This is a genomic window from Bacillus cereus group sp. BfR-BA-01492, assembly GCF_022662815.1.
GTDB classification, from domain to species: Bacteria; Bacillota; Bacilli; order Bacillales; family Bacillaceae_G; genus Bacillus_A; species Bacillus_A cereus_BD.
This window is the reverse complement of sequence record NZ_JAKUEH010000009.1, coordinates 62,169-84,549: the sequence shown is the minus strand read 5'-3', so window position 1 is coordinate 84,549 and position 22,381 is coordinate 62,169. Positions and strand designations below refer to the sequence as shown.

The window sequence follows — 22,381 nt, the reverse complement described above, 5'->3', positions numbered from 1 at the left end:
ACCTTATCTAGAAAAAGGATGATTCTATATCATCCTTTTTCAACAAATTACATAAAGCAATAGAAATGGAAGGATGATTATGAGAAAACTTGGAGTTATCATCACGCTACTCGTACTCCTATTTAGTGTATTTACTGGCTGTGACAATAGCCCTTTAGATAAAAAAGTAAAAAAAGAAGAAACAAAAAGGCAAGACAAAAAAGAAGGACCAGAGTTAACAAAAATGAGCACGGAATCCTTTAATCAATCTATTTCACAAGGCGCAAAGAAAATGGCGCTTTCTATGGAAGAGATTGAACAAGCTACAGCCGTTAACTCCAATTTAGATCTTTACATAGCCATCAAACCAGAACATCATGAAAGATTTACACTAAAACCTTTACGAAGCAAACTAAAAAAACGACTGAGTGATGAATATCCAACATTTAATGTTCGCGTCAGTACCGATCGAAAAATCTTTATGCTATTAGATGAGCTGGAAAATAAAATTCAGAAGAAACGAGTAAACAAAGATAAAATTAAAAAACAATTGAAACTCATTCAAACAGAAATGGAATCTAATACGTAATGACACGTGTTCTAAAGGAAAAGGAAGGATTCAAATGTCCAGTAAAGATAAAAATTTAACACCTGTACAACAAGAATATAAAAAATTCGAACAACAACGGGAGCCAAAACGGCCTGTTTTAAAAAATTGCATAAAAGCTTTTTTTGTTGGTGGATTCATTTGTTTTATCGGCCAACTGATTTCAACTTTTTACATTCATTTTTTTGATTTTACTGAGCGTTCCGCTGGAAACCCGACAGTTGCGACTCTTATTTTTATTTCCATGCTACTTACTGGGTTTGGAGTATACGACCGCCTTGGACAGTTCGCTGGAGCTGGAACAGCAGTACCTGTGACTGGATTTGGTAATTCTGTTATTGCCGCTTGTATTGAGCATCGAACAGAAGGATTTGTTCTCGGCGTCGGCGGTAACATGTTTAAGTTAGCTGGATCCGTTATTTTATTTGGTGTATTTTCAGCTTTTGTTATCGCTTTAATTAAAACCATTCTTGTTCAATGGGGAGGGTTGTAAATGCTACAAGGACACCGAACATGGGTATTTGAAAATAAACCAGTTATTATCTCAACGGGAGTCGTCGGTGGCCCATTTGAAGCAAATGGCAAAATTCCCGAAGACTTCGACACTCTTCATGGAGACTTATGGCTCGGACAAGATTCTTATGAAAAAGCACATACAATTTTATTTGAGGAAGCTTGTAGCCGCGCTATTGAAAAAGCAAAACTTCGTAAAGATGATATTCAGTTTGTACTCGCAGGCGATTTAATTAACCAAATTACGCCAACAAGCTTTGCATGTCGTACACTTGGCACTCCTTATCTCGGATTGTTCGGAGCTTGTTCGACCTCTATGGAAGGATTGGCGCTTGGAGCAAGCATTATAAATGCAAAAGGAGCAAAATATTTATTAACCGGTGCCTCAAGTCATAACACCGCAGTGGAAAAACAGTTCCGCTATCCAACGGAATATGGAGGACAAAAGCCTCCGACCGCTCAATGGACTGTAACTGGAGCTGGCGTTGCTCTTTTAAGTAACCAAGGAAATGGTCCACAAGTAACATCGGCAACTATTGGACGTGTTGTTGATATGGGACTAACTGATCCTTTCAATATGGGAGGTGCGATGGCTCCCGCCGCTGTTGATACAATTGAAGCCCATTTACGCGATCGACAAATCGATGTCTCTTACTATGATTTAATCGTAACAGGCGACCTTGGACATGTTGGACGTGAAATTGCTTACGATTTACTACATAAACATGGGCTAAACATAACGAGCAAGCAATTTCAAGATTGCGGAATCATCATTTACCGAGAAGGTCAACCTGTACTAGCTGGTGCAAGTGGCCCTGGTTGTTCCGCAACTGTCGTATACGGACATTTATTAAACAGAATGAGAAGAGGAGAGTTGAAACGAATCCTTGTCGTTGCAACAGGCGCTTTGCTCTCTCCACTTACTTTTCAACAAGGAGAAACGATCCCTTGTATCGCTCATGCTGTATCAATTGAACTTGGAGGTGCAAAGCAATGATTTTTTTCTGGGCTTTCGTCATTGGCGGTCTCATATGTGTAATCGGTCAACTCCTGTTTGATATTGTCAAACTAACACCTGCTCATACGATGGCTACACTTGTTGTTGCTGGTGCCATTTTAGATGGATTCAATTTATACGAGCCGTTAATTGATTTTGCTGGGGCTGGAGCAACTGTGCCAATTACGAGTTTTGGCAACGCTCTCGTTCATGGTGCAATGGAAGAAGCTGCAAAGCACGGGATTGTCGGAGTAATTACCGGCATGTTTAAAGTAACAAGTGCCGGGATATCAGCAGCAATTATTTTCGGATTTATCGGTGCACTACTATTTAAACCAAAAGGATAAGAGGTGTTTTCATGACAGTTATTGCTAACGTAAAAACGTGTCTTGCTAGTTTAAAGGGTGCTCAAGCAAGCTTAAGTACTCTTTCGCAAAATGCTGCGGATGAAGAAGCAAAGCGCGTATTTCATGAATGCATGTTAGAGATGGATAGCGTTATCGCTGATTTAAAAGATCGAGTTTCACTATTAGAACGTGAAGAACCTCAATATAAAGGGTTTTAAGCAGACTGGAGGAATTTGCTATGTCTCATCTACCCGAATGGACACTTGTCATTCTCCGTTCTGTATTTATATTAATGATTTTATTCGCTATTACAAAATGGTTAGGTAAAAGACAAATTTCTCAACTTTCCTTTTTTGAATATATAGCGGGAATGACAATTGGTGATATTGCTGCTCAAATAACAACAGGGCTAGATCAAAAATTTTTCCACGGCGTCTTTGCCATTCTTATTTTTGCGGTAGTTCCTTTTTTCACAGGTATTCTTTCTTTAAAGAACAAAGCAGCCAGAGATTTTTTTGAAGGAAAATCTACTGTTTTTATAAAGGATGGTAAAGTTCTCGAGGATAACTTAAAAAAAGAAAAATATACAAGCGACGAATTACTCGAGCTTCTTCGAAACAAAGGAACTTTCAGTATATCCGAAGTAGAATTTGCAGTACTGGAGCCAAGCGGTGAATTAAACGTATTATTAAAAAAAGATCGCCAACCACTTACAGCAAAAGACATCGGCTTAAAAGTACCAAACGAAAAAGAGCCACAAACTGTCATTATGGATGGTAATGTACTCGATGAACCTCTGTCAGCAAGCGGGCATAATCGAGCTTGGCTACATGCTGAACTGGAAAAACTCGGTGTCGTAATTGAAAATGTATTTCTCGGTCAAGTTGATTCGTATGGACAACTTACGATTGATGTCTATAATGATAAACTTCAAATGCCTTCCCCGCAGAATAAACCTTTATTATTAGCATCTTTAAAAAAATGCCAAGCTGATTTGGAATTGTTCTCATTAGAAACAAAATCAAAATCAGCAAGTGAAATGTATAGCAAAAATGCAAAACAAATCGAATACATTTTAAATAAAGTAACCTACCTTTTAAAAGAATAAAACATGAAAGAACGCCTCTATAAAACAGGCGTTCTTTTATTATTACTACACTTTTTGTTACGTTTAATTTTATAAAATTCGGTTATGATGTTGAAAGATACATAAGCAGGGAATTCCAAGAAGCATAGCGAATAAATCATCTTACAACTACATATTTTTTGATTTAAAGTGGTTTTGTTTGACCTTTATTGACCATAATTGTATTATAAGACTAAGAAAGCTTTCAAAGGAGGAAATAACAGATGAATTTAATTCCTACAGTAATTGAACAAACAAATCGTGGAGAACGCGCTTACGATATTTACTCTCGACTATTAAAAGACCGCATCATTATGCTTGGTAGCGCAATTGATGACAATGTAGCAAACTCAATCGTTTCCCAGCTTTTATTCTTGGAATCTCAAGATCCAGAAAAAGATATTCATTTATACATCAACAGCCCTGGTGGTTCTATTACAGCAGGTATGGCAATCTATGACACAATGCAGTTCATTAAGCCAAACGTATCAACTATTTGTATCGGTATGGCAGCATCTATGGGTGCATTCCTACTTGCAGCTGGTGAAAAAGGAAAACGCTTCGCACTTCCAAACAGTGAAGTTATGATTCACCAACCACTTGGCGGTGCACAAGGACAAGCAACTGAAATTGAAATCGCTGCAAAACGCATCCTATTCCTACGCGATAAATTAAACAAAATCCTTGCAGAACGCACAGGCCAACCACTAGAAATCATCGAACGCGACACAGACCGTGACAACTTCATGACAGCTGAAAAAGCACTAGAATACGGCCTAATCGATAAAATCTTTACAAATCGTTAATACCAATAAAAGCGGAAGCGGCTCGCTCTGAATGTGAGGGGGATGGAGCTCCTGACGTAGAGGTGCCCTTTGCCTCGCAGGAAGGCGCGAAGCCACCGAACATTCTTGCCGCTGGAGCTAGATACATCTAAAAGCGGAGGCGGCTCGCTCTGAATCGCCACATAAAAAAGGGCTATCGCAACACATTGCGATAGCCCTTTTTATCGAGCATATTACTAAATATCAGCAACCTAACACAAGTTATCGGCGCAAATCGAAATATATCGGCGATCCAACTCAAGTTATCGGCGCATTTCGTATTATATCGGCGGTTTGACACAAGTTATCGACCACTAGACAATATTCGACAAGTTCATCCAATCAATAAAAGCTATCGCATTTACGCGATAGCTTTTATTGATTAGTTTGCACGTAAGCAACGAGCGCTTCTAATGCTTCTTCTGCATCTGAACCTTCTGCCATAATTGTTATGTGGCTACCAGATCCAATCGCTAAACTCATAATCCCCATTATACTCTTAGCGTTAATTGTTTTGTCATCTTTCTCAATGAAAATATCAGCATGAAAGCGATTTGCCTCTTGCACAAACAACGCAGCCGGACGTGCTTGCAAACCACCTTTTCGTACAACCTCAACTTTTTTTTGAACCACGGCTCCATTTCCCCTTTACCTTTATTTTTTTGCTACTGTTTCCCCCGCACGTAATTTCTCCGCAATTTCGTCGATTTTACGCAAACGATGATTGATACCTGATTTACTAATTTTCCCTCCAGATACCATCTCGCCTAATTCTTTCAATGTTACATCTTGATAATTAACCCTTAGTTGTGCAATCTCTCTTAGTTTATCTGGCAAAATATCAAGGCCAACCGTCTCATCAATGTAGCGAATATTTTCAATTTGCCTTAATGCCGCACCAATTGTCTTGTTGAGATTAGCGGTTTCACAATTTACTAAGCGATTGACAGAATTACGCATATCACGAACAATACGAATATCCTCAAATTTTAAGAGTGCATTATGCGCGCCAATAATATTTAAAAATTCCGTAATTTTCTCTGCCTCTTTTAAGTACGTAATATATCCTTTTCGTCTTTCTAACGTCTTACTATTTAAATCAAATCCATTCATCAATTCACATATAGAATCATTATGTTCCTTATATAACGAAAAGATTTCTAAATGATAAGATGATGTTTCTGGGTTATTTACTGAACCACCTGCTAAAAATGCTCCTCGTAAATACGATCTTTTACAACATTTCTTCTCAATTAATTCCTGTGATATATTGCGGATAAACGAAAAGTCCTCTCGAACAATTTGAAGATCCGCTAAAATTTCGCGTGATTTTTCAACAAGCCGAACGATATAGACATTGTTTTTCTTTAATCGCATTTTTTTTCGAACAAGCAATTCTACCGTTACGTTATAGCCCTTTTTCAAAAGTGTATAAATCCTTCTCGCAATTGCTGCATTTTCCGTTTGAATATCTATGGATAGACGACGATTTGAAAAAGAAAGCGATCCGTTCATTCGAAGTAATGCTGATAACTCAGCTTTCTCACAGCATTCTTTCATTTCAAGCTTTGTGAGCTCTTTCTTTGTTTCCGAAGCAAATGACACAGTCAACACCTCCTTATACAATTTTTTGGAACAAAAATCTTGTCCTATATGAATGAGGAGCGTTACCTCCAACGAGGCAACGCATATTTATAACAATGAATATAAAATAGAAGCTAGTTTTAACGTATCATGTCTTACAACATGATCATCATATTTCGCTAATTGATCTTGAATGACCTCAATATTATTTTCAGTAAAACGTTCTTCATCCACTACAACTGGTGTAGACATTTCTTTCTCATATAACTTACGTAATTCACAAGGAATATCACGGTTATTCACAATTGCAGTATCGATAAATGGTTGCCCTAAATGATCATGTAACGCCTGCACATGATCAAAAGCAGTATATCCCATCGTTTCACCGGCTTGTGTCATAACATTACACACATATACCTTCTTCGCTTTTGCAGCAAGAACAGCGTCCCCAATTTTGTTAACAACTAAATTCGGCAATATACTCGTATACAAACTTCCCGGACCGAAAACAAGTAAATCAGCTCGTTTAATCTCAGCTAACGTCTCATGCAATGGCTCTACATCTTCTGGAGTTAGAAAGACACGGTTAATCTTCTTTCCGTAATAAGGAATTTTTGATTCACCTGTTACAACTTCCCCATCTTCTAGTTCCGCATGAAGTACGGCGCTTTGATTCGCTGCTGGTAATACACGTCCTCTGACATTTAATACTTTACTCGTTTCTGTAATCGCATGGAAAAAGTCGCCTGTAATCGAGGTCATACCTGCCAATAATAGATTTCCTAACGCATGACCTTTCAGTCCGTCTCCTGTTGTGAAACGATGCTGAAATAAAGCTTCCACCAGCGGCTCTACATCCGATAACGCAACAAGTACGTTACGAATGTCACCTGGGGGTGGAATTTCTAGCTCATCACGTAATCTACCTGAACTGCCACCATCATCAGCGATTGTAACAACTGCTGTAATATCAACAGGATATTGCTTTAATCCTCTTAATAAAACAGAAAGTCCAGTTCCCCCTCCCATGATGACAATTTTAGGTTTTCTCTCTTTTTTCATCCCTTAATGGCCCTTTCTCTTCTCCACATCACGATGAGATACATGAACACTATAATCTGGTTTCAAATGTTTCCCAAGGTACTCTGTGAGCGTAACAGAACGATGCTGTCCACCTGTACATCCAATTGCAATTACAAGTTGACTCTTACCTTCTCTTTTATAATGAGGCAGCATGAAAGTAATCAGATCCGTTAATTTCTCTAAAAACTTATGTGTCTCATTAAACTTCAGTACATACGATGAAACTTCTTCATCTAGTCCTGTTAATGGCTTCATATGTGGAATGTAGTATGGATTTGGTAAAAAACGAACATCGAATACTAAATCTGCATCAATCGGAATACCGTACTTAAATCCAAATGACATAACATTTACACGAAATGCTTGCTCAGTTTCGGTTGAAAACAGCTGAACAATTTTTTCACGTAATTCTTTCGGTTTTAAATCCGATGTATCAAGCACAATATTCGCTCTTGCTTTCATGTCTGTTAATAAACTGCGCTCTGCCTCGATTCCTTTTAAAGGAAGACCAGTTGGCGCAAGTGGATGCGAGCGTCTTGTTTCCTTATAGCGCGTTACAAGCGTGCTATCCTTCGCATCTAAAAATAGAATATGAGGGATAATCCAAGTGCGTTCTGATAAATCATCAAGTGCTCCCCATAAATGTTCAAAAAACTCGCGGCCACGTAAATCAATACCTAGTGCAACTTTATTCATCTTGCTTTTTGAATCCGCCATCAGCTCAACAAACTTTGGCAATAACATCGGAGGTAAATTATCTACACAGAAATACCCTAAATCTTCGAAGCTTTGTAGTGCTACTGTTTTTCCAGCACCAGACATCCCTGTAATAATTACCATTTTAATATCATTATTCTCTGTCATCGTATCCCCTCCCGGAAGATTTAGCTTGGGTCTAATCGATATGAAAGTAATTCAAAATCTGGTGTATATACAAATGTACCGTAAATGATACCGTTTCCTTTAATTAAGTAATCAATAATATGATAATCTCCCGGTGCCATTGGTAATTCATCAATTTTATCAAGTGTGTGCCAGCCAATAATGCCTTCTTCGCTTTCTAATTTGTTTTCTCCTGCAAAATCAGTTGCCAAGAAGGAGAACATCATCCATTCAGAAACAACTTTATCACCCTCTTGGATGACAAAGGTGAAGACCCCTTTTAATGCTGGGTTCTTTAAATAAATCCCTGTTTCTTCACGATATTCGCGAACGACTGAATCTCTTACTGTCTCACCGCGCTCCATCTTCCCGCCAGGTGCAACCCACCAATTTCGACGTGGCTTTTGGAGTAGGAGGACTTCATTACCTTTTATTAACACACAGTTTGTGACTCTTTGCATGTTTCTTCACCTCAGCTACTTGCGATGAATGATCTCATCTCATCACATACTTATTTCATTATACTATCAAAAACAGTTTGTCACAATGAAGGAGACTCTCTCCCAAAATAAGGGATTCTCTGCTTACTTGCGCATACACACATATAAAAAATCCCCTTAACGAACTATATCGCTAAGGGGGAGTGTCTTCTTATTTCTTACCAAAATAGGATACAATCGCAAACCCTAAAATAAATGTAATAATAGAACTTACAATGGAAATTCTACCGGTCGGAATTCCAGGAAATACGACTGCAATCGATCCAATTACAAGCCCGATAATCGCAGCGAATGTCGCACTTTTATAATTTGATAATAAGTAGCTAATTCCTTTACTACTTACAACAAATCCTACTACAACGCCCGCACCAATTACGGCAATTAGCGGCAAATTCAATGTTGTTAATGCATGAATTGCAGTTGGGTATACGCCGATAATTAATAAAATAAACGACCCGCTAATACCAGGAAGAAGCATTGCCATACTAGCCATCCATCCTGCGAAAAATAAACCGATTGTATTTAAAATTGTTAACGTCGTAATTGGATCTGCCGCTTTATCAGGCTTAAAGAAAGCTGTTATTGCAACAAGAATTGCTGCGATGATTAACAAGATGATATGACCACCTTTAAACGTCGCCTTTGCATCAGCTTCTCTCATCAACATTGGTAATATACTAACAATTAAACCGAGGAAGAAAAATTGAGTCGGTTCATAATGATTTGCAAGTAAATATTTAATAACATGACTTAACGTTAAAAAAGCTGCTGCCACGCCCATAGCAAGTGGAATTAAAAATCCTAAATGTTTTTTCCATTCACGACTAAAGAACCCACTAATTGCCGCAAGCAATTGTTCATAAATCCCTAATACAACTGCGATTGTTCCGCCGCTTACACCCGGAATTAAATCACTAACTCCCATACAAAATCCACGATATATATTACGCCATTCCATATCGAATAAACTCCTCATTTCTTATCAGCATTTTTTCGTAAACTTTAGTATATCAATAAGAAATCTTATAATCTAAACATTTTTTGACAAATATTTGACATTTAGTTATTCAAGCGCCAAATCAAATACATCATTATTAAATATATTAACGTTTAAAACCTTTATAAGCTATAATATTTGAACTCAATAAAGTAATCGAGTAAATTCAAATAAAAAGTACACAAAGAGCGAATGGAGAGAGTAACTGAGATAAAGAATATGAACTTAAAAATGCACCACGAAATTGAAAAAAATTATCTTACATATTGTTTTAACAGGTGTATATACTTCATACAGTTTCAAATCTCTAGCCAAAAAAGGCATGACCACAAGCATGTTCCATAAAAGAAACTACCGTGATAATGCCCTAATAAAATCTTTTTATTCCTCTTCAAAATTAAAACTATCTTATTCACAAGAAAAACAATTCTCCCATGATTATACCGAGTATTACGATACAGAACGTATTCAAACAAAGTTAGACTACCCGTGTCCTATAGATATAGAAGCAATATAGAATATAAGTGTCTCCCCTAAGTACCAAATAAGTGAATCCGTTCATACATAAACAAAAGTTTTTTTATTCACACTATTAATTTCTTACTATTCCTCCTGCAAAAAATTCAATCTCTTTTTTATCAAAATCCTATCTCTAAATAGCTAATGAACTTATGAGCTAAATCAATATTTTTTATCCTATTCATTTCTCTCTTACAAAAGAAATTCTAAAGATTGGATATGCCTTACTATTCAATAATGCTTGTCCCTTTCTGTTCTTCTATATATTTGACAATACTATTAATAGTTCTAAATACACTCATATCAACTGCACCGATATTCAATTCATAGTCTTTTTTAAGAACATTAATAAAGGTTAACACATCCATAGAATCCAGACCATAAGGAGAATCCTTCCCGAATAAAGGCATTTCGTTATCAATTTCCGCAGGATTAATAGATATTTTATACATCTCTACAAGTTTCTCTTTTATTTGCAATTTAATCATTTTCAAACCCCTTTTCTTCATTTTTTATATATTTCAAACATATTGATCCCCAAAGAAAACCAGCTCCTATTGCAGAGAAAACTACATAATCTCCTTGTTTGATTTTATTTTCACTTATTGCCTTGTTAAAAGCAGAGAAAATAGTTGCTGATCCCGTATTACCTTGTTCCTGTACCGTAAGAGTCGTTTTATCCATTGAAGCTCCTATTGCACTCATCGCTTCTTTAATAATGTTTAAGTTAGCTTGATGAAGAATGAAGTGATCTATATTCTTCACCTTAAGGCCCGCATTCTCTATAACGGAACACATAGATTTCGGAAGACTTTTTGTAGCCATCTTCCATACTTCTCGACCATTCATTTTAATAAATTGACTCCTATAAATCTCTTCATCTCTTACTGATTTTGTTCCTCCACCAGTAATTTCCACCGCATCAGATAAACTAGAATCAATATTCCAAGATAATATACCACTTCCCTCTTTCGTTTCCTGAAGAATCATTGCTCCAGCAGCATCACCCAAAAACACTCTTGTAGAACGATCTTCCGGATTGGTAATACGTGATAGCACTTCTGCTCCAATTACTAATACATTATGAATATTTTCGTTTTGTAACAAATGAGCCCCTAACATAATCGAGAAAATTCCACCCGCACATCCTGTTTGATTTAAGTCAATAGGAATTGCATTGGTAGCACCTATTTTCTCTTTTATAATGAGTGCTGTAGAAGGTAATTTTTGATCTGGCGTAGTCGAAGTTAAAATGATAGCATCAAGATTCTCTGCTGAAATCCCAGCATCCTTTATTGCCTGATTGCTGGCACACACACACATATCCGATGTCACAAACTCTTCTTGCAAAAATCTTCTTTCTTCAATGCCTGTTTTCACCTGAATCCATTCATTAGTCGTCTCTAAAGTTTGAGTCAGCATCTCATTTGTAATTACTTCATCTGGTATATAAGCGCCCACTCCCTGTATTGTCACAGGAGTAACAAGACCACTTGCATTCCTAGCCCTCTCTATACCTACTGTCTCCATTTCCAATTAAACTTCCTCCTTCTCCGGAAAATCTCCATATATTTCTTTTAATGAATCTGGAACATCTTCAAGTTGAACTATACATTCTAAAATAACCGTCTTCCTTTGGGCATATTGCTCATAAACATATTTAAAGGTGCTTAACACATCATCTTTATCATCTAAGGAAAGTACTTCCAGTTGTGAATTTTTCATTCCTACTAGCGGCAACTCTTGATTAACAAAAGAGTATGGATTTCGTCTCTCTTTATTTTTATTTTGAAATTGTAACCAACCATATCCTCCATTTTTTAATACCACATAAATAACAGGTATCTTGTTATTTATAACGGTTTCCAGCTCACTTCTGAATAAATTAAATGCACCATCACCAACGAAAGCTATAACAGGTCGATTTATATTAGTCTTCGCCACTCCAATTGTAGCGCTTACTCCAAAACCAAGGCTTGTTTGTTCACTTGGAACAATTGCATTTTGTCCTTCCTTTAAGCTTAAATAAGGAAAATAATAAGACCACATATCTTGCAAACCATTTTCGTGAACAAATATAGCATTAGAAGGTGCATACATTTGCATGCCATTTAATACATGTGCAACTTTTAAATACTCACTATTTTCTAAACATTCTATCTTCTTTTCTGTTAGCTGTTTTTTTAACTGCACAATTTGCTCAACCCATTTTTCCTTATCTAATGGTGCCTCAATCATAGAAAGGATGTAATTTAATGTAAGTTCAGCATCCCCTACTAATCTCATTCCGTTAAACTTCAAGTTAAAATCTTCTTCGGTATTATTAATTTGGATTACCTCTTTCGTCCTAAGCACCTGATCCCAACCAAATAAAGCCGTTTCCTCTAGCTTACTTCCAACTGTGATTATAAGATCTGAATCCTGTACGATTGGAAACAATTGTTTAGGCGAATATAATCCTGCTAGTCCGCAAAATAACTTTTGGCTTTCATCATACGCGCCTCTTCCAGATGCAGTTACAAATACTGCAGCATTTATGACATTAGAAAATTGAGTAAGTAAATAAGTATCTGTTAAACTGTTACTCCCTCCTCCTAGTAATAGAAGCGGACGCTTAGCTTCTATTATCTTTTTCCGAAACTCCCTTAAAAAATTAGGGTCAGGTAACGTTCTTGAAATTGAAATTGGTGAAAATTGCACTGATTCAAGATCTACATATAATTCACCAATATCTTCTGGAATCTCAATATAAACTGGCCCTGGCTTTCCATTTAACGCCATAAATAATGCTTTCTTTAAAACCCAACCGATAGAATCTGGGTTTTCTAGCCGATGACACCATTTCACTAATGGGGATACAAGTGACATCTGGTTCGCCTCCTGGAAGGCCTTTTTATCACCGTACACTTTGGTCCTTGTTCCAGATGCTATTATTAATATAGGCACATTTTGAGATTGGGCTTCTAATAATCCTGTAACACAATTAGAAACTGCTGGACCTTTCCCAACAATACACACTCCCAAGCTTTTAGACGCTAATGCATGTCCAGTCGCCATAAATACAGCATTGCGTTGGTCCCTATTTACTAAAAATTCAATACCATACTCTTCAATAACATTCATTAATTGAAGATCATCACTTGGTAACCCATAAACTAAATCTATCTTATTCCTTTTCAAAATATTTGCAATTGCTTCGTAGACACTTATTTGTCCCATTGTCCACCTCTTTTTTTCAAATGTTGCTTACAAACCAATGAAAGAAGGATTGGTTTAATGAATAATTCACCTTCATAGTAAATATAATTAGCCATTGGTCCATATCCTCCAAAAGCTGTATTACCATCTTCTATATCAAATAAAGTTTGATTAACCGAAACGGTATGTTTTCTCTTCAAAAATGTAATCAATTCATGTTGCCCTTCTCCATATACAGTTGCACCCATAGCTCGTTCGAGGAAGTAACCTGTATTAAAAACCTCTTTAATTTCTTCCAGATTTTCGTAACTCACGATATTAAAAATTGGCGAGAAAAATTCAGCAATCTTAAGTTTCTCTTCTAAAGAACTAACCAAAATTGTTGGCTCTATTACCTTATCTTTATAATTTATATTGCCACCACGAATAATATATTTACTGTTTTGATTTAAATATTGCGCAACAGATTCTAATGTAGACGTATAGTGAATTGATCCATAGTCCGCTCTTTCATCTGAATTATCACCAAATTTCAAATTAGCCAATTCCCTTTTTAATAATTGTATAAAAAGGGGTTTAATCTGTTCAGATACATAAACTACATCTGGTCCCATGCAATCTTGTCCTGTATTAAACATTCTTACATCAACTAAATCTCTTGCAGCTTTTTCTAAATCCGCGGACTCCGTTATTATAAATGGATTTACACCTTGTCCAAAAAAGACAAATAACTGATCTTGTGAAAGTTGGAATTTAATACTCTCAGCATTTTGATAAGTTCCTGTAAACAAAACTACATTTGCTTTTAAAGCAGACTCTTTAATATATTTTCTGTATGAGTACTCCCTTAATTCAATTGGTAATTGATGAACTTTTTCAAATAACTCATGAAGTTTTCTAACCTGATTAATTACTAAACTAGAACCACGGAATTCTATGTGCTTTACGTATAATGATGGAATTATTAAATATAAAATATAGGAATACAATACGACATTGGACGGCATAAACACAGACATTCGATCAATAGTTGGTGGTTGATTCTGCGTTACTTCATCGATTGCGTTTTCTAAAGCTAGTAATGAACAATTAAACTCCTTCTCAGCTGTTTGGTACGTACTGATTTCTGTCAAAATCTCTAAAAATTCGAGCTTATTTCTTTTCATATATTGTATACAAGAAATAATTCTTTCTTTCCGCTCATCTAACAATTCAGGTGAATCAATGACCGGTGTCAAACTTTGCATAAGTCTTCCTCCACTCCTATATATGTCCTTGCTTGAACTTCAAGTGCAACAAGATCAACTTTTCCATTAGTAAGATAAGGAAATCTTTCCAGGAAAATAATTTTGTCTGGTCTCATTAAAGAATCGAGATTTTCAAACACCAATTTCTTTATATGATCCGTTTCCTTCAATGGAATCTCAAGAAACAAAACGATATACGCTCCCTTTTTCTCATCCTGAAAACCAATAACTTTTCCTACTACACCTAAGTTATCCTCTAATTGCTTTTCAATTTTTGCTGGATTGATAACATAACCATTCCGAATAATCTCTTTTCCCTTTCTACCAATAATAAAGAGATTCCCGTCACTATCCAAATAGCCTAAATCATTCGTTTTAAACCAACCATCAACTAAAACTAAATTTGTTTCTTTAGATAAATTCAAATATCTTTCCATTACTTCTGGTGTCTTTACAATCACTTCTCCAACCTCTTTAGAATGGAGAATTTCATTCATTTCATTTACAATTTTAATTTGTACCCCCTCGAGCGACTTACCACAGCCACCTTCCTGACCATTTACATTAAGTGCCACGTTTCCTAGTTCAGATAATCCATATCCATCTAATAGGGGCTTCTCTAGCAATGTTTGAAACTCCCCCGCCAATTTTTTCGACAGAGGTGCACCGCCAACACACCACATGCGAACAGATGATTGTTTTAAACTACTTTTTATTTCTTCTCGTTTTTTCATAATATTGGCCAAGACATAATAGGTGGAGGGAATCCCATCAACAACAGTTACTTTTCTTTCTGTAATTGTTTTTATAATTGAGCGGATTTTTTTATAGTTACAAATAACTAGTTCACATTTCATAATTCGCCATATGAATAAAATGGACAGACCATAAAAATGAGTAAAAGGAATTAAAGGCAGTAAAACATCCTCATTTCGATATTGCATGACATCTATCGTCTTCATTAAATTCGAAATAAATGATGTTCCAGATTTAACAATCCCTTTAGGATGACCAGTTGATCCAGATGTATATAATATTAAAGCATCTTCTTTATTCATCCATGTAGGATTGATCTGATCTATATCCAGTTCAAGGGAGTACTTCTCAATTGAAGGATTCAATGGAATCTTCTTAAACTCCGTCGCTAGATTAATCGCATGATCCGAAATATATACTTTGCTTCTGGAATCCCTTACAATCTCATTCAATTCCTTTTCACCTGTCAAGCAATCTACCAAAACAATGGAAGCCTCTAACTCTGTTAATGCAAAGAAGGCGATTAAAAAGCGATAAGAATTCTCGGCAATAAGCGCTACCCTTTCTCCAGTAACCCCGACTTCCTTTAAATAATTTGTGTAACCTTTAATATCTTTTTTAAACTCTTGTATAGAATAAACCTTTTCTGGAGTATAAATTTTATATGCCATTATTCCCCACCACTCATTATAATGTAGCTATATTTTCAATTTCATCAGGACTAATCCTGACTATATTAAAATCTTGTTTTAATAATTGTGCGAATAAATTTCTCGGACCTATAACAAAAGCCTGTGATACTTCTTGCTTCTTCATTGTGTCTGTTACTAAGTCCCACCTAACAGGATTATCATACCCATCTAATAAACTTTGTTTGAATAGTTCAGAATCTGTTATTATTTCTCCGTTCACATCAGATATGATTGATGTTTTCATCGGTTTAAATTTAATTTGATTGAACAATTCGTGTTCTAACTGTACTTTCAAGTCTTTTAAAAGCACACTATGAATTGGTTGATTCATAGTGTGTAGTGAAGATATCTTTGGTATTGTATTAATCTTCTCTTTAAGTAATTTAATAGTCTGTGCATTTCCACATAGACATACCACTTTTTTCAGAAAGCCAACTAATTCCAAATACATTCCCTCTTCTTGAAACTGTCGTATAATAGTCTTCGCTTCATCAAGAGACATATTATAAATAAAATGTGTTTGATAATCCTCTTTCATCTGCTTAAAAAACTCTTTTGATTTCTTTGCCGCTTCATGCGTCAACCACACTGCTTCAGCGTAAGTAAGCGTATTAGTCTGTACCGCTGCACTCATTCCACCAAAGCTTACTCCAATTGTGAAATCAGGCTGATAGTTATAACGCTTATAGAAATGGTCTAGCAACGCAAGCGTATTAGCTAGAAAGCAAACTTCATACACTTCTTGATTTGTTTCATCCGCTTCCCTAAAAGCACTCGCAAGTGAATAACCTAAAACTTCACTTGCCTCTTTAAATCGTTGAATAGCAAAAGAGTCATTATTAATAAAAAATTCAACTTCTTGATAACTAGACGGCGCTATTCCTGGCAGAACAATTCCCTTCATTTCTTATTCCCCCTTAACCTGTAATTCGCCTATCATTTTTTGCACATCTAATAAGGTTACAAGTGGTACAACTTCAAATGGAATATCAGTAAACTCTAAAGACTTATATACAAAATTCCCTGGTCCTAATACAAACAGTTTATTAACTCCACGTTGTGACAATGCCTGTAACGATTGATACCATTTCACACTATTTGTGTATTGTTCCACTATGTCGTAAGATACTTGTGACTTATTAAAAACTTCCGTTGCATCAACATTACTTATTAATGGTTTGATTGGCGTTTTCAACTGCATACTAGACATAAAACTTTCACTAAATTTCTCTTTTACATTCTCTAACAAAGAGCAATGCCCAGGAGGGCCATATGGAATCTTAACAGCTAATGCTCCATAACTTTGCACTTCTTCGGTTAGTTTTTCTAAACTCTCAAAATCTCCATTGACAATCATTTGGTTAGATGTAGCATACATACACGGTTCTAATACATATCCTTTTTGACACAAATTATAAATGCTACGCTCCAAGATTTTGGAATCAATATTGTAAAAAAAGTATATGCCGTATTGCTTGCCAATGAACTCCGTTTCCTCAAGTTCACACATCGTGCGAACCATATTCAATGTGTCTTTGAAATCTAAGCACCCACTACAATGAAATGCTGTGATTTGTCCCAAACTAGGACCAAGAAAGTATTCAATACCTTCCAATTTCCCCTTAAATAATTCATATAATGCAACAGTTATCGTCACGATACTAGGCCTTGCTATAATACCTTTATTTATAATTTTTTCATCATCAGAGAAAAAATGCGTAGCAAGATCTATACCCAAAATATTACTAGCCTCTTCAAATTTCCTCCGTACACTTGGAATATGCTTATATAATTCATGGAAATTACCCTTTTTCAATGTCATTAATGGCGGAAACAACAGTGCCGATTTCATTTTAATATTACCTCCAACTCCCTTTACATCAGGCCACCATCTACTACCAATGTTTGCCCTGTTATATAACTAGCCTTCTCAGATGCTAGAAATGAAACCGCCTCAGCCACCTCTTTCGCAGTTCCTAAACGCCTCATTGCAATTTTCCTTTCAAAGGCCTCCATCTGATCCTTTGGTATTCTATTCACCATACCAGTATTTTCTATATATCCAGGAGCCACACTATTCACCCGTACATTATACGGAGCATACTCTTTTCCGAGCGAACGTGTTAAACCAATCACTCCTGATTTACTAGCACTATATGCACTAAGTCTTTCCATTCCTGTAAGTCCTGCAACCGATGAAATATTAATAACAGAGCCCTTTTGTTCTGTTAACATATGAAAAGAAACTGCATGTATACAGTTAATTGTCCCCATTATATTTGTATTAATAATTTCTCTCCAATTCTCAAGAGAATTACTTGGAATTAATGCTCCTCCATAACTAACACCAGCATTATTCACAAGAACATCGATTTTTCCATAATTATCTATAATTCCTTGTACCGCTTCTTGGACTTGAGCATAATCATTTACGTCAAGTTTTACATAGGTAACATCAGGATTTCCTGACCTTTCCTTAATGTATTTCACTACATTTTGTACTTCTTCAAGAGAACTTCTATATCCTAGAATCAATCGACTTCCTAATTCTGCAAAATGATGAGAGATTTCCTTTCCTAAACTTTTAGAAGCTCCGGTAACAAACACTACTTTATCTTTCCATTCCATTTTCCTCACCTGTCTTCTTTAATCTTGAAAAAAGAGTATTTTCCCAATAATTATTTAGGTACTCATACAATTCCGTTCTAATTTGTTCTTTCTCATCTTTAGGAATTATATCTTCTGGTTGTTCTCCTTCTCCAGCAGCATAATATTCATCTCTTAAAATAGAGGAAATCACTGCATCATGGTATTCACCATCAAGGAAGAAATGATCTCTAAGAATCCCCTCAATTACTACATTATTCTTCATTAAAAAACGAATAGTTCTCAGGTTATATAAACCATTTACAAATTGAATCTTATGTGCATTTTTAAAATGAAAAAGATAGTCCATAATTAATATAGATGCTTCAGCTCCATACCCCATATCCCATAAGTTTGAATCACCAATAACACCTCCTAAAACATAACTCCCTTCATACTTCAACGGCTGCCACGAAATAAATCCTATTTTTTTCCCTTCATGTGTCAACACCGTCGCGTAGCGTGTATTACCTGATTCAATATCCATTTTAATTTCTCTTACAGTGGCAAAATCCTGAGACCCTCTGGCTAATGCACTTATTTTCGAAGGTCTAACCCACTTAGAAAACAAGTTATAATCTTCTTCTTCTAAAGCCTGCAACTGAACAAAATGCCCCTTCATAATAACCTCCCTTAATATATCGAAATCTTACTTCTATCATAAACATCAGCTTTTTCAAAAACACCCGTAATTCACGCAAACAAATATTACAATAACATCCCTTTTACCCAACAATACTGAATCCTACAGTGCTAATTCCCCACTTTTTTGACAAATAATCAGCTATAAATAAAAAAGAGGCTGGGACAAAACCCATCTCTAAACTAAAAAGCCGGTGAAATTTTACAATCAGTAAAATTTCACCGGCTTTAAATTTTTTTCATAAAAAATAAGGACCATTTCTAATAAAATTAAGTCACCACAACAAAACTATACAGAAAGAGGAGTCCTTATGTTTAAAAATTATAACATGAATCAATTCATTTTGTCTTTAGATTTAGAAGTGGAGTTACAAAAGAATGATATTGCCTTCCATGTCCACCATTTAGTCGAAAGTATCCCGCCCGAAGCGTTTGAACCGTTCCTTCGAAATGAGGGCTGTCCTGCCTACCATCCACGCATGATGCTTAAAATTATCTTATGTGCCTACACGCAATCTATCTTCTCAGGGCGCAAAATGGAAGCACTTTTAAAAGATAGTCTTCGAATGATGTGGCTAGCTCAAGGATATGAACCAACCTACCGTACAATCAATCGATTCCGCGTTCAACCAGAGGTGAAAGAGTTGATTCGTCAATGCTTCGTTCAATTTCGCTGCCAGTTGGTACAGAGAAAATTAATTGATCAAGAAACTATTTTTATTGATGGAACAAAGATTGAAGCGAATGCGAATAAATTTACATTCGTGTGGAAAAAGTCGATTGAGAAATATCATAACGGACGAATTGAAAAATCAAACCAACTATACGATGAGCTGCTTGAAAAAGAAATCCTACCAGAAATAGAACGGGAAAATGAAAAGGAATTCGCATTAGAAGACCTTACTCAAATGGTCGAAAAAGTAGAGGAAGTAATTTCTGAATATGATCGAAAAATTGAGGACTCATCAGATGTAACAGAGCGAAAGGCTTTAAGAACGGAATGGAAATTCCCAAAGCAAGCTCGCAAACAATTGATCGACTATATAGAACGTAAACGAAAATATCAAAGAGACTTCGAAATCTTTGGCGAACGAAATAGTTATTCGAAAACAGATCCGGATGCGACATTTATGCGTATGAAAGATGACGATATGAAAAACGGTAAATTGAAGGCAGCTTATAACATACAAGTGGCAACAGGAGGTCAGTATGCGCTTGCCTATAGTATTTTTCCGAACCCGACGGATACACGTACGTTAATTCCATTTTTAGATGAAATCGAACAACATGATTTTCAGTTACCAAAACACATCGTCGCAGATGCCGGATATGGCAGTCAACAAAATTATGATGGTATCCTTTCAAATCGTAAGCGAGAAGCTTTCATCACGTACAACATGTATGTAAAAGAGCAGAAGAAAAAGTATAAGCAAAACGAATTCAATACAGCGAACTGGAAGTATGATGAAGAAAATGATCGATACACCTGTCCAAACCAACAACAGCTTGTATTCAAATACCGTACCACGAGAACGGATCAGTATGATTTCATGCGTGAGTTTAAGGTATACGAGTGTAAAGACTGTTACGGATGCCCCTTCCGTTCATTATGTACAAAAGCAGAAGAAGGAAATCATTGTAAGTTAATGGTGAATGAGAAGTGGGAACAACAAAAAGAATATGTGAGAACGAAGCTTTCAGAAGAAAAAACGAGTACCATTTATTGTAAACGTAAAATTGACGTGGAACCAGTTTTTGGATTCTTGAAGGCTAATTTGCGTTTCACTCGATTTTCTGTACGAGGAAAATCGAAGGTTGATAACGAAATGGGCCTCGCACTAATGGCTGTGAATGTAAGAAAATTCACAACCATTAGCTAAGAGCTATATGGAGACAACATAAAAAATAGAGAAATCCGAATTTGAATTCATTCAAATTCGGATTTCTCACTAATTGAAGCTAGTTATGTCCCAGCCTCTTTTAAACTATTATTCTCTATATAAATCAAACACTATATTCATATTGCTGTTCTCTTAATAAAATTTCCCTTGTAACTTTCACTGCTAATCCTACTCGAGACTTTGCCTCCAACTTCCGCATACAAGCAGCTATATGATATTCGACTGTCCTTTTACTTAAGTATAAGGTGTCAGCAATTTGTTGATTCGTCTTATCATTAATTAATTCCCTCATAACTTGAAGTTCAGTCTTAGTTAATAAATTTGACAAATTCTCTTTTGGAGAATTTAATTTATTTAACAGTAAACTATTTCTTTTCTCCGAAATTAATAACTTGAACTCATTAGATATATATAAATCATCTCTTTCAATAGCCTGTAAAGCTATTTCTAATTCATCAGGATCTCCCTTCTTCACGATGGCTTTAATTCCTTCACTCATTGAAAACAAATGTCCCTCCTTTCTACTCATAAGAACTATTAGATGAGGAAGCCCAATTAACCTACCTTTTAAAATGTCATAATTAACAATATCTGTGATTAAAAAGTCAAAAGTACTTAAAAATGAAAAATCCTTCAACATATATTTATTATTGAGAATATGAATTTGAAAACGCCCATTTCCTCCTAATTCCGAATAGACTGAGGCAACCTTCTCACTTTGAATAGCAACTAAAATCCTTTTTCTTCCCATATTTGTATATACCATTAATGATGCCCACCAATCATTTCATCCGAAAGAAAAATAGGATTACTTATTTCTATTTTTACATGTTCTACTTTACTATCAATACCTCTTTCCGAAACTTCAACCATTGACGTTATACTTAATAAGACACTTAAAATAGCCCCTAAAAAAATTGATTTCTTTTTATTCATCTTTTTCTCCTCCATATTATTCAAAATAAGCATTCTATCATTGATAACACAAATTAATTACTGAATATTCAGAAATATCAACGCATATACTTGAATACTAAACTAACTAATACCTATAATTTTGCGTAACATATTCCCTTTTAACTTAGTTTTTCTTAAAAGAGATCTATCCTATGACTAATATTCTAATTATGGTAGTATCTAAAAGATTTTATTTTTCATTCATATCTTCACTCCTGTATTTCTTTGTTGATTTCATTATAATTAAAACTACCATAAATATACATATGCATTTATGCAACATTCAGACACATCTAATGTGTTGCATACACATTAATATATAGCAATCAAAAATATTTTATTAAGGAACTACATTTTCTCATTGATATATTTATGTAAACGCCT

24 protein-coding genes and 1 pseudogene are annotated in these 22,381 nt (G+C 35.6%); 8 read left to right on the top strand and 17 right to left on the bottom strand.

All coding sequences use genetic code 11. From position 1 onward, the window contains the following. The first annotated feature begins 79 nt into the window (after positions 1 to 79). The 7 genes from MR063_RS12935 to clpP all read left to right on the top strand — a co-directional run bounded on the left by MR063_RS12935 (position 80) and on the right by clpP (position 4,375). On the top strand, positions 80 to 568 hold the full coding sequence (locus tag MR063_RS12935; RefSeq protein ID WP_242198313.1) for a YhcN/YlaJ family sporulation lipoprotein: 489 nt from the start codon (positions 80 to 82) through the stop codon (positions 566 to 568). A gap of 34 nt (positions 569 to 602) precedes the next feature. After that, a complete protein-coding gene (gene spoVAC / locus MR063_RS12930) occupies positions 603 to 1,079 on the top strand; it encodes a stage V sporulation protein AC (RefSeq protein WP_242198311.1) in 477 nt (158 codons plus the stop codon). Further along, positions 1,080 to 2,096 carry a stage V sporulation protein AD gene (spoVAD, locus tag MR063_RS12925; RefSeq protein ID WP_242198309.1) on the top strand — a complete coding sequence of 339 codons (1,017 nt, stop codon included), beginning with the start codon at positions 1,080 to 1,082 and terminating at the stop codon, positions 2,094 to 2,096. Continuing rightward, positions 2,093 to 2,443, top strand: coding sequence for a stage V sporulation protein AE (spoVAE, locus tag MR063_RS12920; protein WP_242143871.1), 351 nt, complete (start codon positions 2,093 to 2,095; stop codon positions 2,441 to 2,443). The genes spoVAD and spoVAE overlap by 4 nt, the downstream gene beginning before the upstream one ends. Positions 2,444 to 2,454: 11 nt before the next feature. After that, a complete protein-coding gene (locus MR063_RS12915; protein WP_242198307.1) occupies positions 2,455 to 2,661 on the top strand; it encodes a DUF1657 domain-containing protein in 207 nt (68 codons plus the stop codon). 20 nt (positions 2,662 to 2,681) lie between these two features. Beyond that, positions 2,682 to 3,551 carry a DUF421 domain-containing protein gene (locus MR063_RS12910; protein ID WP_242198304.1) on the top strand — a complete coding sequence of 290 codons (870 nt, stop codon included), beginning with the start codon at positions 2,682 to 2,684 and terminating at the stop codon, positions 3,549 to 3,551. 242 nt (positions 3,552 to 3,793) lie between these two features. Beyond that, on the top strand, positions 3,794 to 4,375 hold the full coding sequence (gene clpP, locus MR063_RS12905) for an ATP-dependent Clp endopeptidase proteolytic subunit ClpP (protein ID WP_242143865.1): 582 nt from the start codon (positions 3,794 to 3,796) through the stop codon (positions 4,373 to 4,375). A gap of 393 nt (positions 4,376 to 4,768) precedes the next feature. On the opposite strand, the gene MR063_RS12900 is transcribed toward clpP, so the two are convergent. The 15 genes from MR063_RS12900 to MR063_RS12830 all read right to left on the bottom strand — a co-directional run bounded on the left by MR063_RS12900 (position 4,769) and on the right by MR063_RS12830 (position 19,119). Next, positions 4,769 to 5,026 (bottom strand): HPr family phosphocarrier protein, encoded by a 258-nt coding sequence (locus tag MR063_RS12900; protein WP_242143864.1) that lies wholly within the window; start codon positions 5,024 to 5,026, stop codon positions 4,769 to 4,771. Positions 5,027 to 5,047: 21 nt separating this feature from the next. Beyond that, positions 5,048 to 5,998 carry a DNA-binding protein WhiA gene (whiA, locus tag MR063_RS12895; protein ID WP_242143862.1) on the bottom strand — a complete coding sequence of 317 codons (951 nt, stop codon included), beginning with the start codon at positions 5,996 to 5,998 and terminating at the stop codon, positions 5,048 to 5,050. 87 nt (positions 5,999 to 6,085) lie between these two features. After that, entirely contained in the window at positions 6,086 to 7,039 is a 954-nt protein-coding gene (locus MR063_RS12890; RefSeq protein ID WP_242143861.1) for a gluconeogenesis factor YvcK family protein, read from the bottom strand. Between the two features lie 3 nt (positions 7,040 to 7,042). Then, a complete protein-coding gene (gene rapZ, locus MR063_RS12885) occupies positions 7,043 to 7,924 on the bottom strand; it encodes an RNase adapter RapZ (RefSeq protein ID WP_242143860.1) in 882 nt (293 codons plus the stop codon). Positions 7,925 to 7,944: 20 nt separating this feature from the next. Continuing rightward, positions 7,945 to 8,403: an NUDIX hydrolase gene (locus MR063_RS12880; protein WP_242143859.1), complete on the bottom strand. Its 459-nt coding sequence runs from the start codon at positions 8,401 to 8,403 to the stop codon at positions 7,945 to 7,947. Between the two features lie 190 nt (positions 8,404 to 8,593). Beyond that, positions 8,594 to 9,400, bottom strand: coding sequence for a DUF368 domain-containing protein (locus MR063_RS12875; protein ID WP_242198301.1), 807 nt, complete (start codon positions 9,398 to 9,400; stop codon positions 8,594 to 8,596). A 785-nt stretch (positions 9,401 to 10,185) separates the two neighbouring features. Beyond that, a complete protein-coding gene (locus MR063_RS12870) occupies positions 10,186 to 10,446 on the bottom strand; it encodes an acyl carrier protein (protein ID WP_242198298.1) in 261 nt (86 codons plus the stop codon). Then, positions 10,439 to 11,488 carry a 3-oxoacyl-ACP synthase III family protein gene (locus MR063_RS12865; protein ID WP_242198506.1) on the bottom strand — a complete coding sequence of 350 codons (1,050 nt, stop codon included), beginning with the start codon at positions 11,486 to 11,488 and terminating at the stop codon, positions 10,439 to 10,441. The genes MR063_RS12870 and MR063_RS12865 overlap by 8 nt, the downstream gene beginning before the upstream one ends. A 6-nt stretch (positions 11,489 to 11,494) precedes the next feature. After that, positions 11,495 to 13,177 carry a thiamine pyrophosphate-binding protein gene (locus MR063_RS12860; protein ID WP_242198296.1) on the bottom strand — a complete coding sequence of 561 codons (1,683 nt, stop codon included), beginning with the start codon at positions 13,175 to 13,177 and terminating at the stop codon, positions 11,495 to 11,497. Further along, on the bottom strand, positions 13,165 to 14,403 hold the full coding sequence (locus MR063_RS12855; protein ID WP_242198294.1) for an aldehyde dehydrogenase family protein: 1,239 nt from the start codon (positions 14,401 to 14,403) through the stop codon (positions 13,165 to 13,167). Before MR063_RS12855 ends, MR063_RS12860 begins: the two co-directional genes overlap by 13 nt. Beyond that, positions 14,391 to 15,830 carry a class I adenylate-forming enzyme family protein gene (locus MR063_RS12850; protein WP_242198292.1) on the bottom strand — a complete coding sequence of 480 codons (1,440 nt, stop codon included), beginning with the start codon at positions 15,828 to 15,830 and terminating at the stop codon, positions 14,391 to 14,393. Before MR063_RS12850 ends, MR063_RS12855 begins: the two co-directional genes overlap by 13 nt. Positions 15,831 to 15,846: 16 nt before the next feature. Then, on the bottom strand, positions 15,847 to 16,755 hold the full coding sequence (locus MR063_RS12845) for a hypothetical protein (protein ID WP_242198290.1): 909 nt from the start codon (positions 16,753 to 16,755) through the stop codon (positions 15,847 to 15,849). 3 nt (positions 16,756 to 16,758) lie between these two features. Beyond that, complete coding sequence (locus MR063_RS12840; protein WP_242198288.1) at positions 16,759 to 17,703, bottom strand: ACP S-malonyltransferase; 945 nt, start codon at positions 17,701 to 17,703, stop codon at positions 16,759 to 16,761. A 23-nt stretch (positions 17,704 to 17,726) separates the two neighbouring features. Next, positions 17,727 to 18,479: an SDR family NAD(P)-dependent oxidoreductase gene (locus MR063_RS12835; RefSeq protein ID WP_242198286.1), complete on the bottom strand. Its 753-nt coding sequence runs from the start codon at positions 18,477 to 18,479 to the stop codon at positions 17,727 to 17,729. Beyond that, the gene (locus tag MR063_RS12830) at positions 18,463 to 19,119 is read right to left on the bottom strand and encodes a GNAT family N-acetyltransferase (protein WP_242198284.1); all 657 of its coding nucleotides are present in this window, start codon (positions 19,117 to 19,119) and stop codon (positions 18,463 to 18,465) included. The genes MR063_RS12835 and MR063_RS12830 overlap by 17 nt, the downstream gene beginning before the upstream one ends. A 331-nt stretch (positions 19,120 to 19,450) precedes the next feature. Here MR063_RS12830 and MR063_RS12825 point away from each other — a divergent pair. Then, a pseudogene (locus MR063_RS12825) lies at positions 19,451 to 21,007 on the top strand (IS1182 family transposase); the annotation flags it as partial. 136 nt (positions 21,008 to 21,143) lie between these two features. Here MR063_RS12825 and MR063_RS12820 read toward each other — a convergent pair. Both MR063_RS12820 and MR063_RS12815 read right to left on the bottom strand, forming a co-directional pair. Next, complete coding sequence (locus MR063_RS12820; protein ID WP_242198278.1) at positions 21,144 to 21,806, bottom strand: response regulator transcription factor; 663 nt, start codon at positions 21,804 to 21,806, stop codon at positions 21,144 to 21,146. Continuing rightward, positions 21,806 to 21,976, bottom strand: a complete 171-nt coding sequence (locus MR063_RS12815; RefSeq protein WP_242198275.1) for a hypothetical protein — start codon at positions 21,974 to 21,976, stop codon at positions 21,806 to 21,808. The genes MR063_RS12820 and MR063_RS12815 overlap by 1 nt, the downstream gene beginning before the upstream one ends. Between the last annotated feature and the right edge of the window lie 405 nt (positions 21,977 to 22,381).

Excerpts from the sequence above, each read along its gene's own strand:
- MR063_RS12935 (WP_242198313.1), top strand. The coding sequence starts at position 80 with ATGAGAAAACTTGGAGTTATCATCACGCTACTCGTACTCCTATTTAGT.
- spoVAC (WP_242198311.1), top strand. The coding sequence starts at position 603 with ATGTCCAGTAAAGATAAAAATTTAACACCTGTACAACAAGAATATAAA.
- spoVAD (WP_242198309.1), top strand. The coding sequence starts at position 1,080 with ATGCTACAAGGACACCGAACATGGGTATTTGAAAATAAACCAGTTATT.
- spoVAE (WP_242143871.1), top strand. The coding sequence starts at position 2,093 with ATGATTTTTTTCTGGGCTTTCGTCATTGGCGGTCTCATATGTGTAATC.
- MR063_RS12915 (WP_242198307.1), top strand. The coding sequence starts at position 2,455 with ATGACAGTTATTGCTAACGTAAAAACGTGTCTTGCTAGTTTAAAGGGT.
- MR063_RS12910 (WP_242198304.1), top strand. The coding sequence starts at position 2,682 with ATGTCTCATCTACCCGAATGGACACTTGTCATTCTCCGTTCTGTATTT.
- clpP (WP_242143865.1), top strand. The coding sequence starts at position 3,794 with ATGAATTTAATTCCTACAGTAATTGAACAAACAAATCGTGGAGAACGC.
- MR063_RS12890 (WP_242143861.1), bottom strand. The coding sequence starts at position 7,039 with ATGAAAAAAGAGAGAAAACCTAAAATTGTCATCATGGGAGGGGGAACT.
- rapZ (WP_242143860.1), bottom strand. The coding sequence starts at position 7,924 with ATGACAGAGAATAATGATATTAAAATGGTAATTATTACAGGGATGTCT.
- MR063_RS12880 (WP_242143859.1), bottom strand. The coding sequence starts at position 8,403 with ATGCAAAGAGTCACAAACTGTGTGTTAATAAAAGGTAATGAAGTCCTC.
- MR063_RS12875 (WP_242198301.1), bottom strand. The coding sequence starts at position 9,400 with ATGGAATGGCGTAATATATATCGTGGATTTTGTATGGGAGTTAGTGAT.
- MR063_RS12870 (WP_242198298.1), bottom strand. The coding sequence starts at position 10,446 with ATGATTAAATTGCAAATAAAAGAGAAACTTGTAGAGATGTATAAAATA.
- MR063_RS12865 (WP_242198506.1), bottom strand. The coding sequence starts at position 11,488 with ATGGAGACAGTAGGTATAGAGAGGGCTAGGAATGCAAGTGGTCTTGTT.
- MR063_RS12860 (WP_242198296.1), bottom strand. The coding sequence starts at position 13,177 with ATGGGACAAATAAGTGTCTACGAAGCAATTGCAAATATTTTGAAAAGG.
- MR063_RS12855 (WP_242198294.1), bottom strand. The coding sequence starts at position 14,403 with ATGCAAAGTTTGACACCGGTCATTGATTCACCTGAATTGTTAGATGAG.
- MR063_RS12850 (WP_242198292.1), bottom strand. The coding sequence starts at position 15,830 with ATGGCATATAAAATTTATACTCCAGAAAAGGTTTATTCTATACAAGAG.
- MR063_RS12845 (WP_242198290.1), bottom strand. The coding sequence starts at position 16,755 with ATGAAGGGAATTGTTCTGCCAGGAATAGCGCCGTCTAGTTATCAAGAA.
- MR063_RS12840 (WP_242198288.1), bottom strand. The coding sequence starts at position 17,703 with ATGAAATCGGCACTGTTGTTTCCGCCATTAATGACATTGAAAAAGGGT.
- MR063_RS12835 (WP_242198286.1), bottom strand. The coding sequence starts at position 18,479 with ATGGAATGGAAAGATAAAGTAGTGTTTGTTACCGGAGCTTCTAAAAGT.
- MR063_RS12830 (WP_242198284.1), bottom strand. The coding sequence starts at position 19,119 with ATGAAGGGGCATTTTGTTCAGTTGCAGGCTTTAGAAGAAGAAGATTAT.
- MR063_RS12820 (WP_242198278.1), bottom strand. The coding sequence starts at position 21,806 with ATGGTATATACAAATATGGGAAGAAAAAGGATTTTAGTTGCTATTCAA.
- MR063_RS12815 (WP_242198275.1), bottom strand. The coding sequence starts at position 21,976 with ATGAATAAAAAGAAATCAATTTTTTTAGGGGCTATTTTAAGTGTCTTA.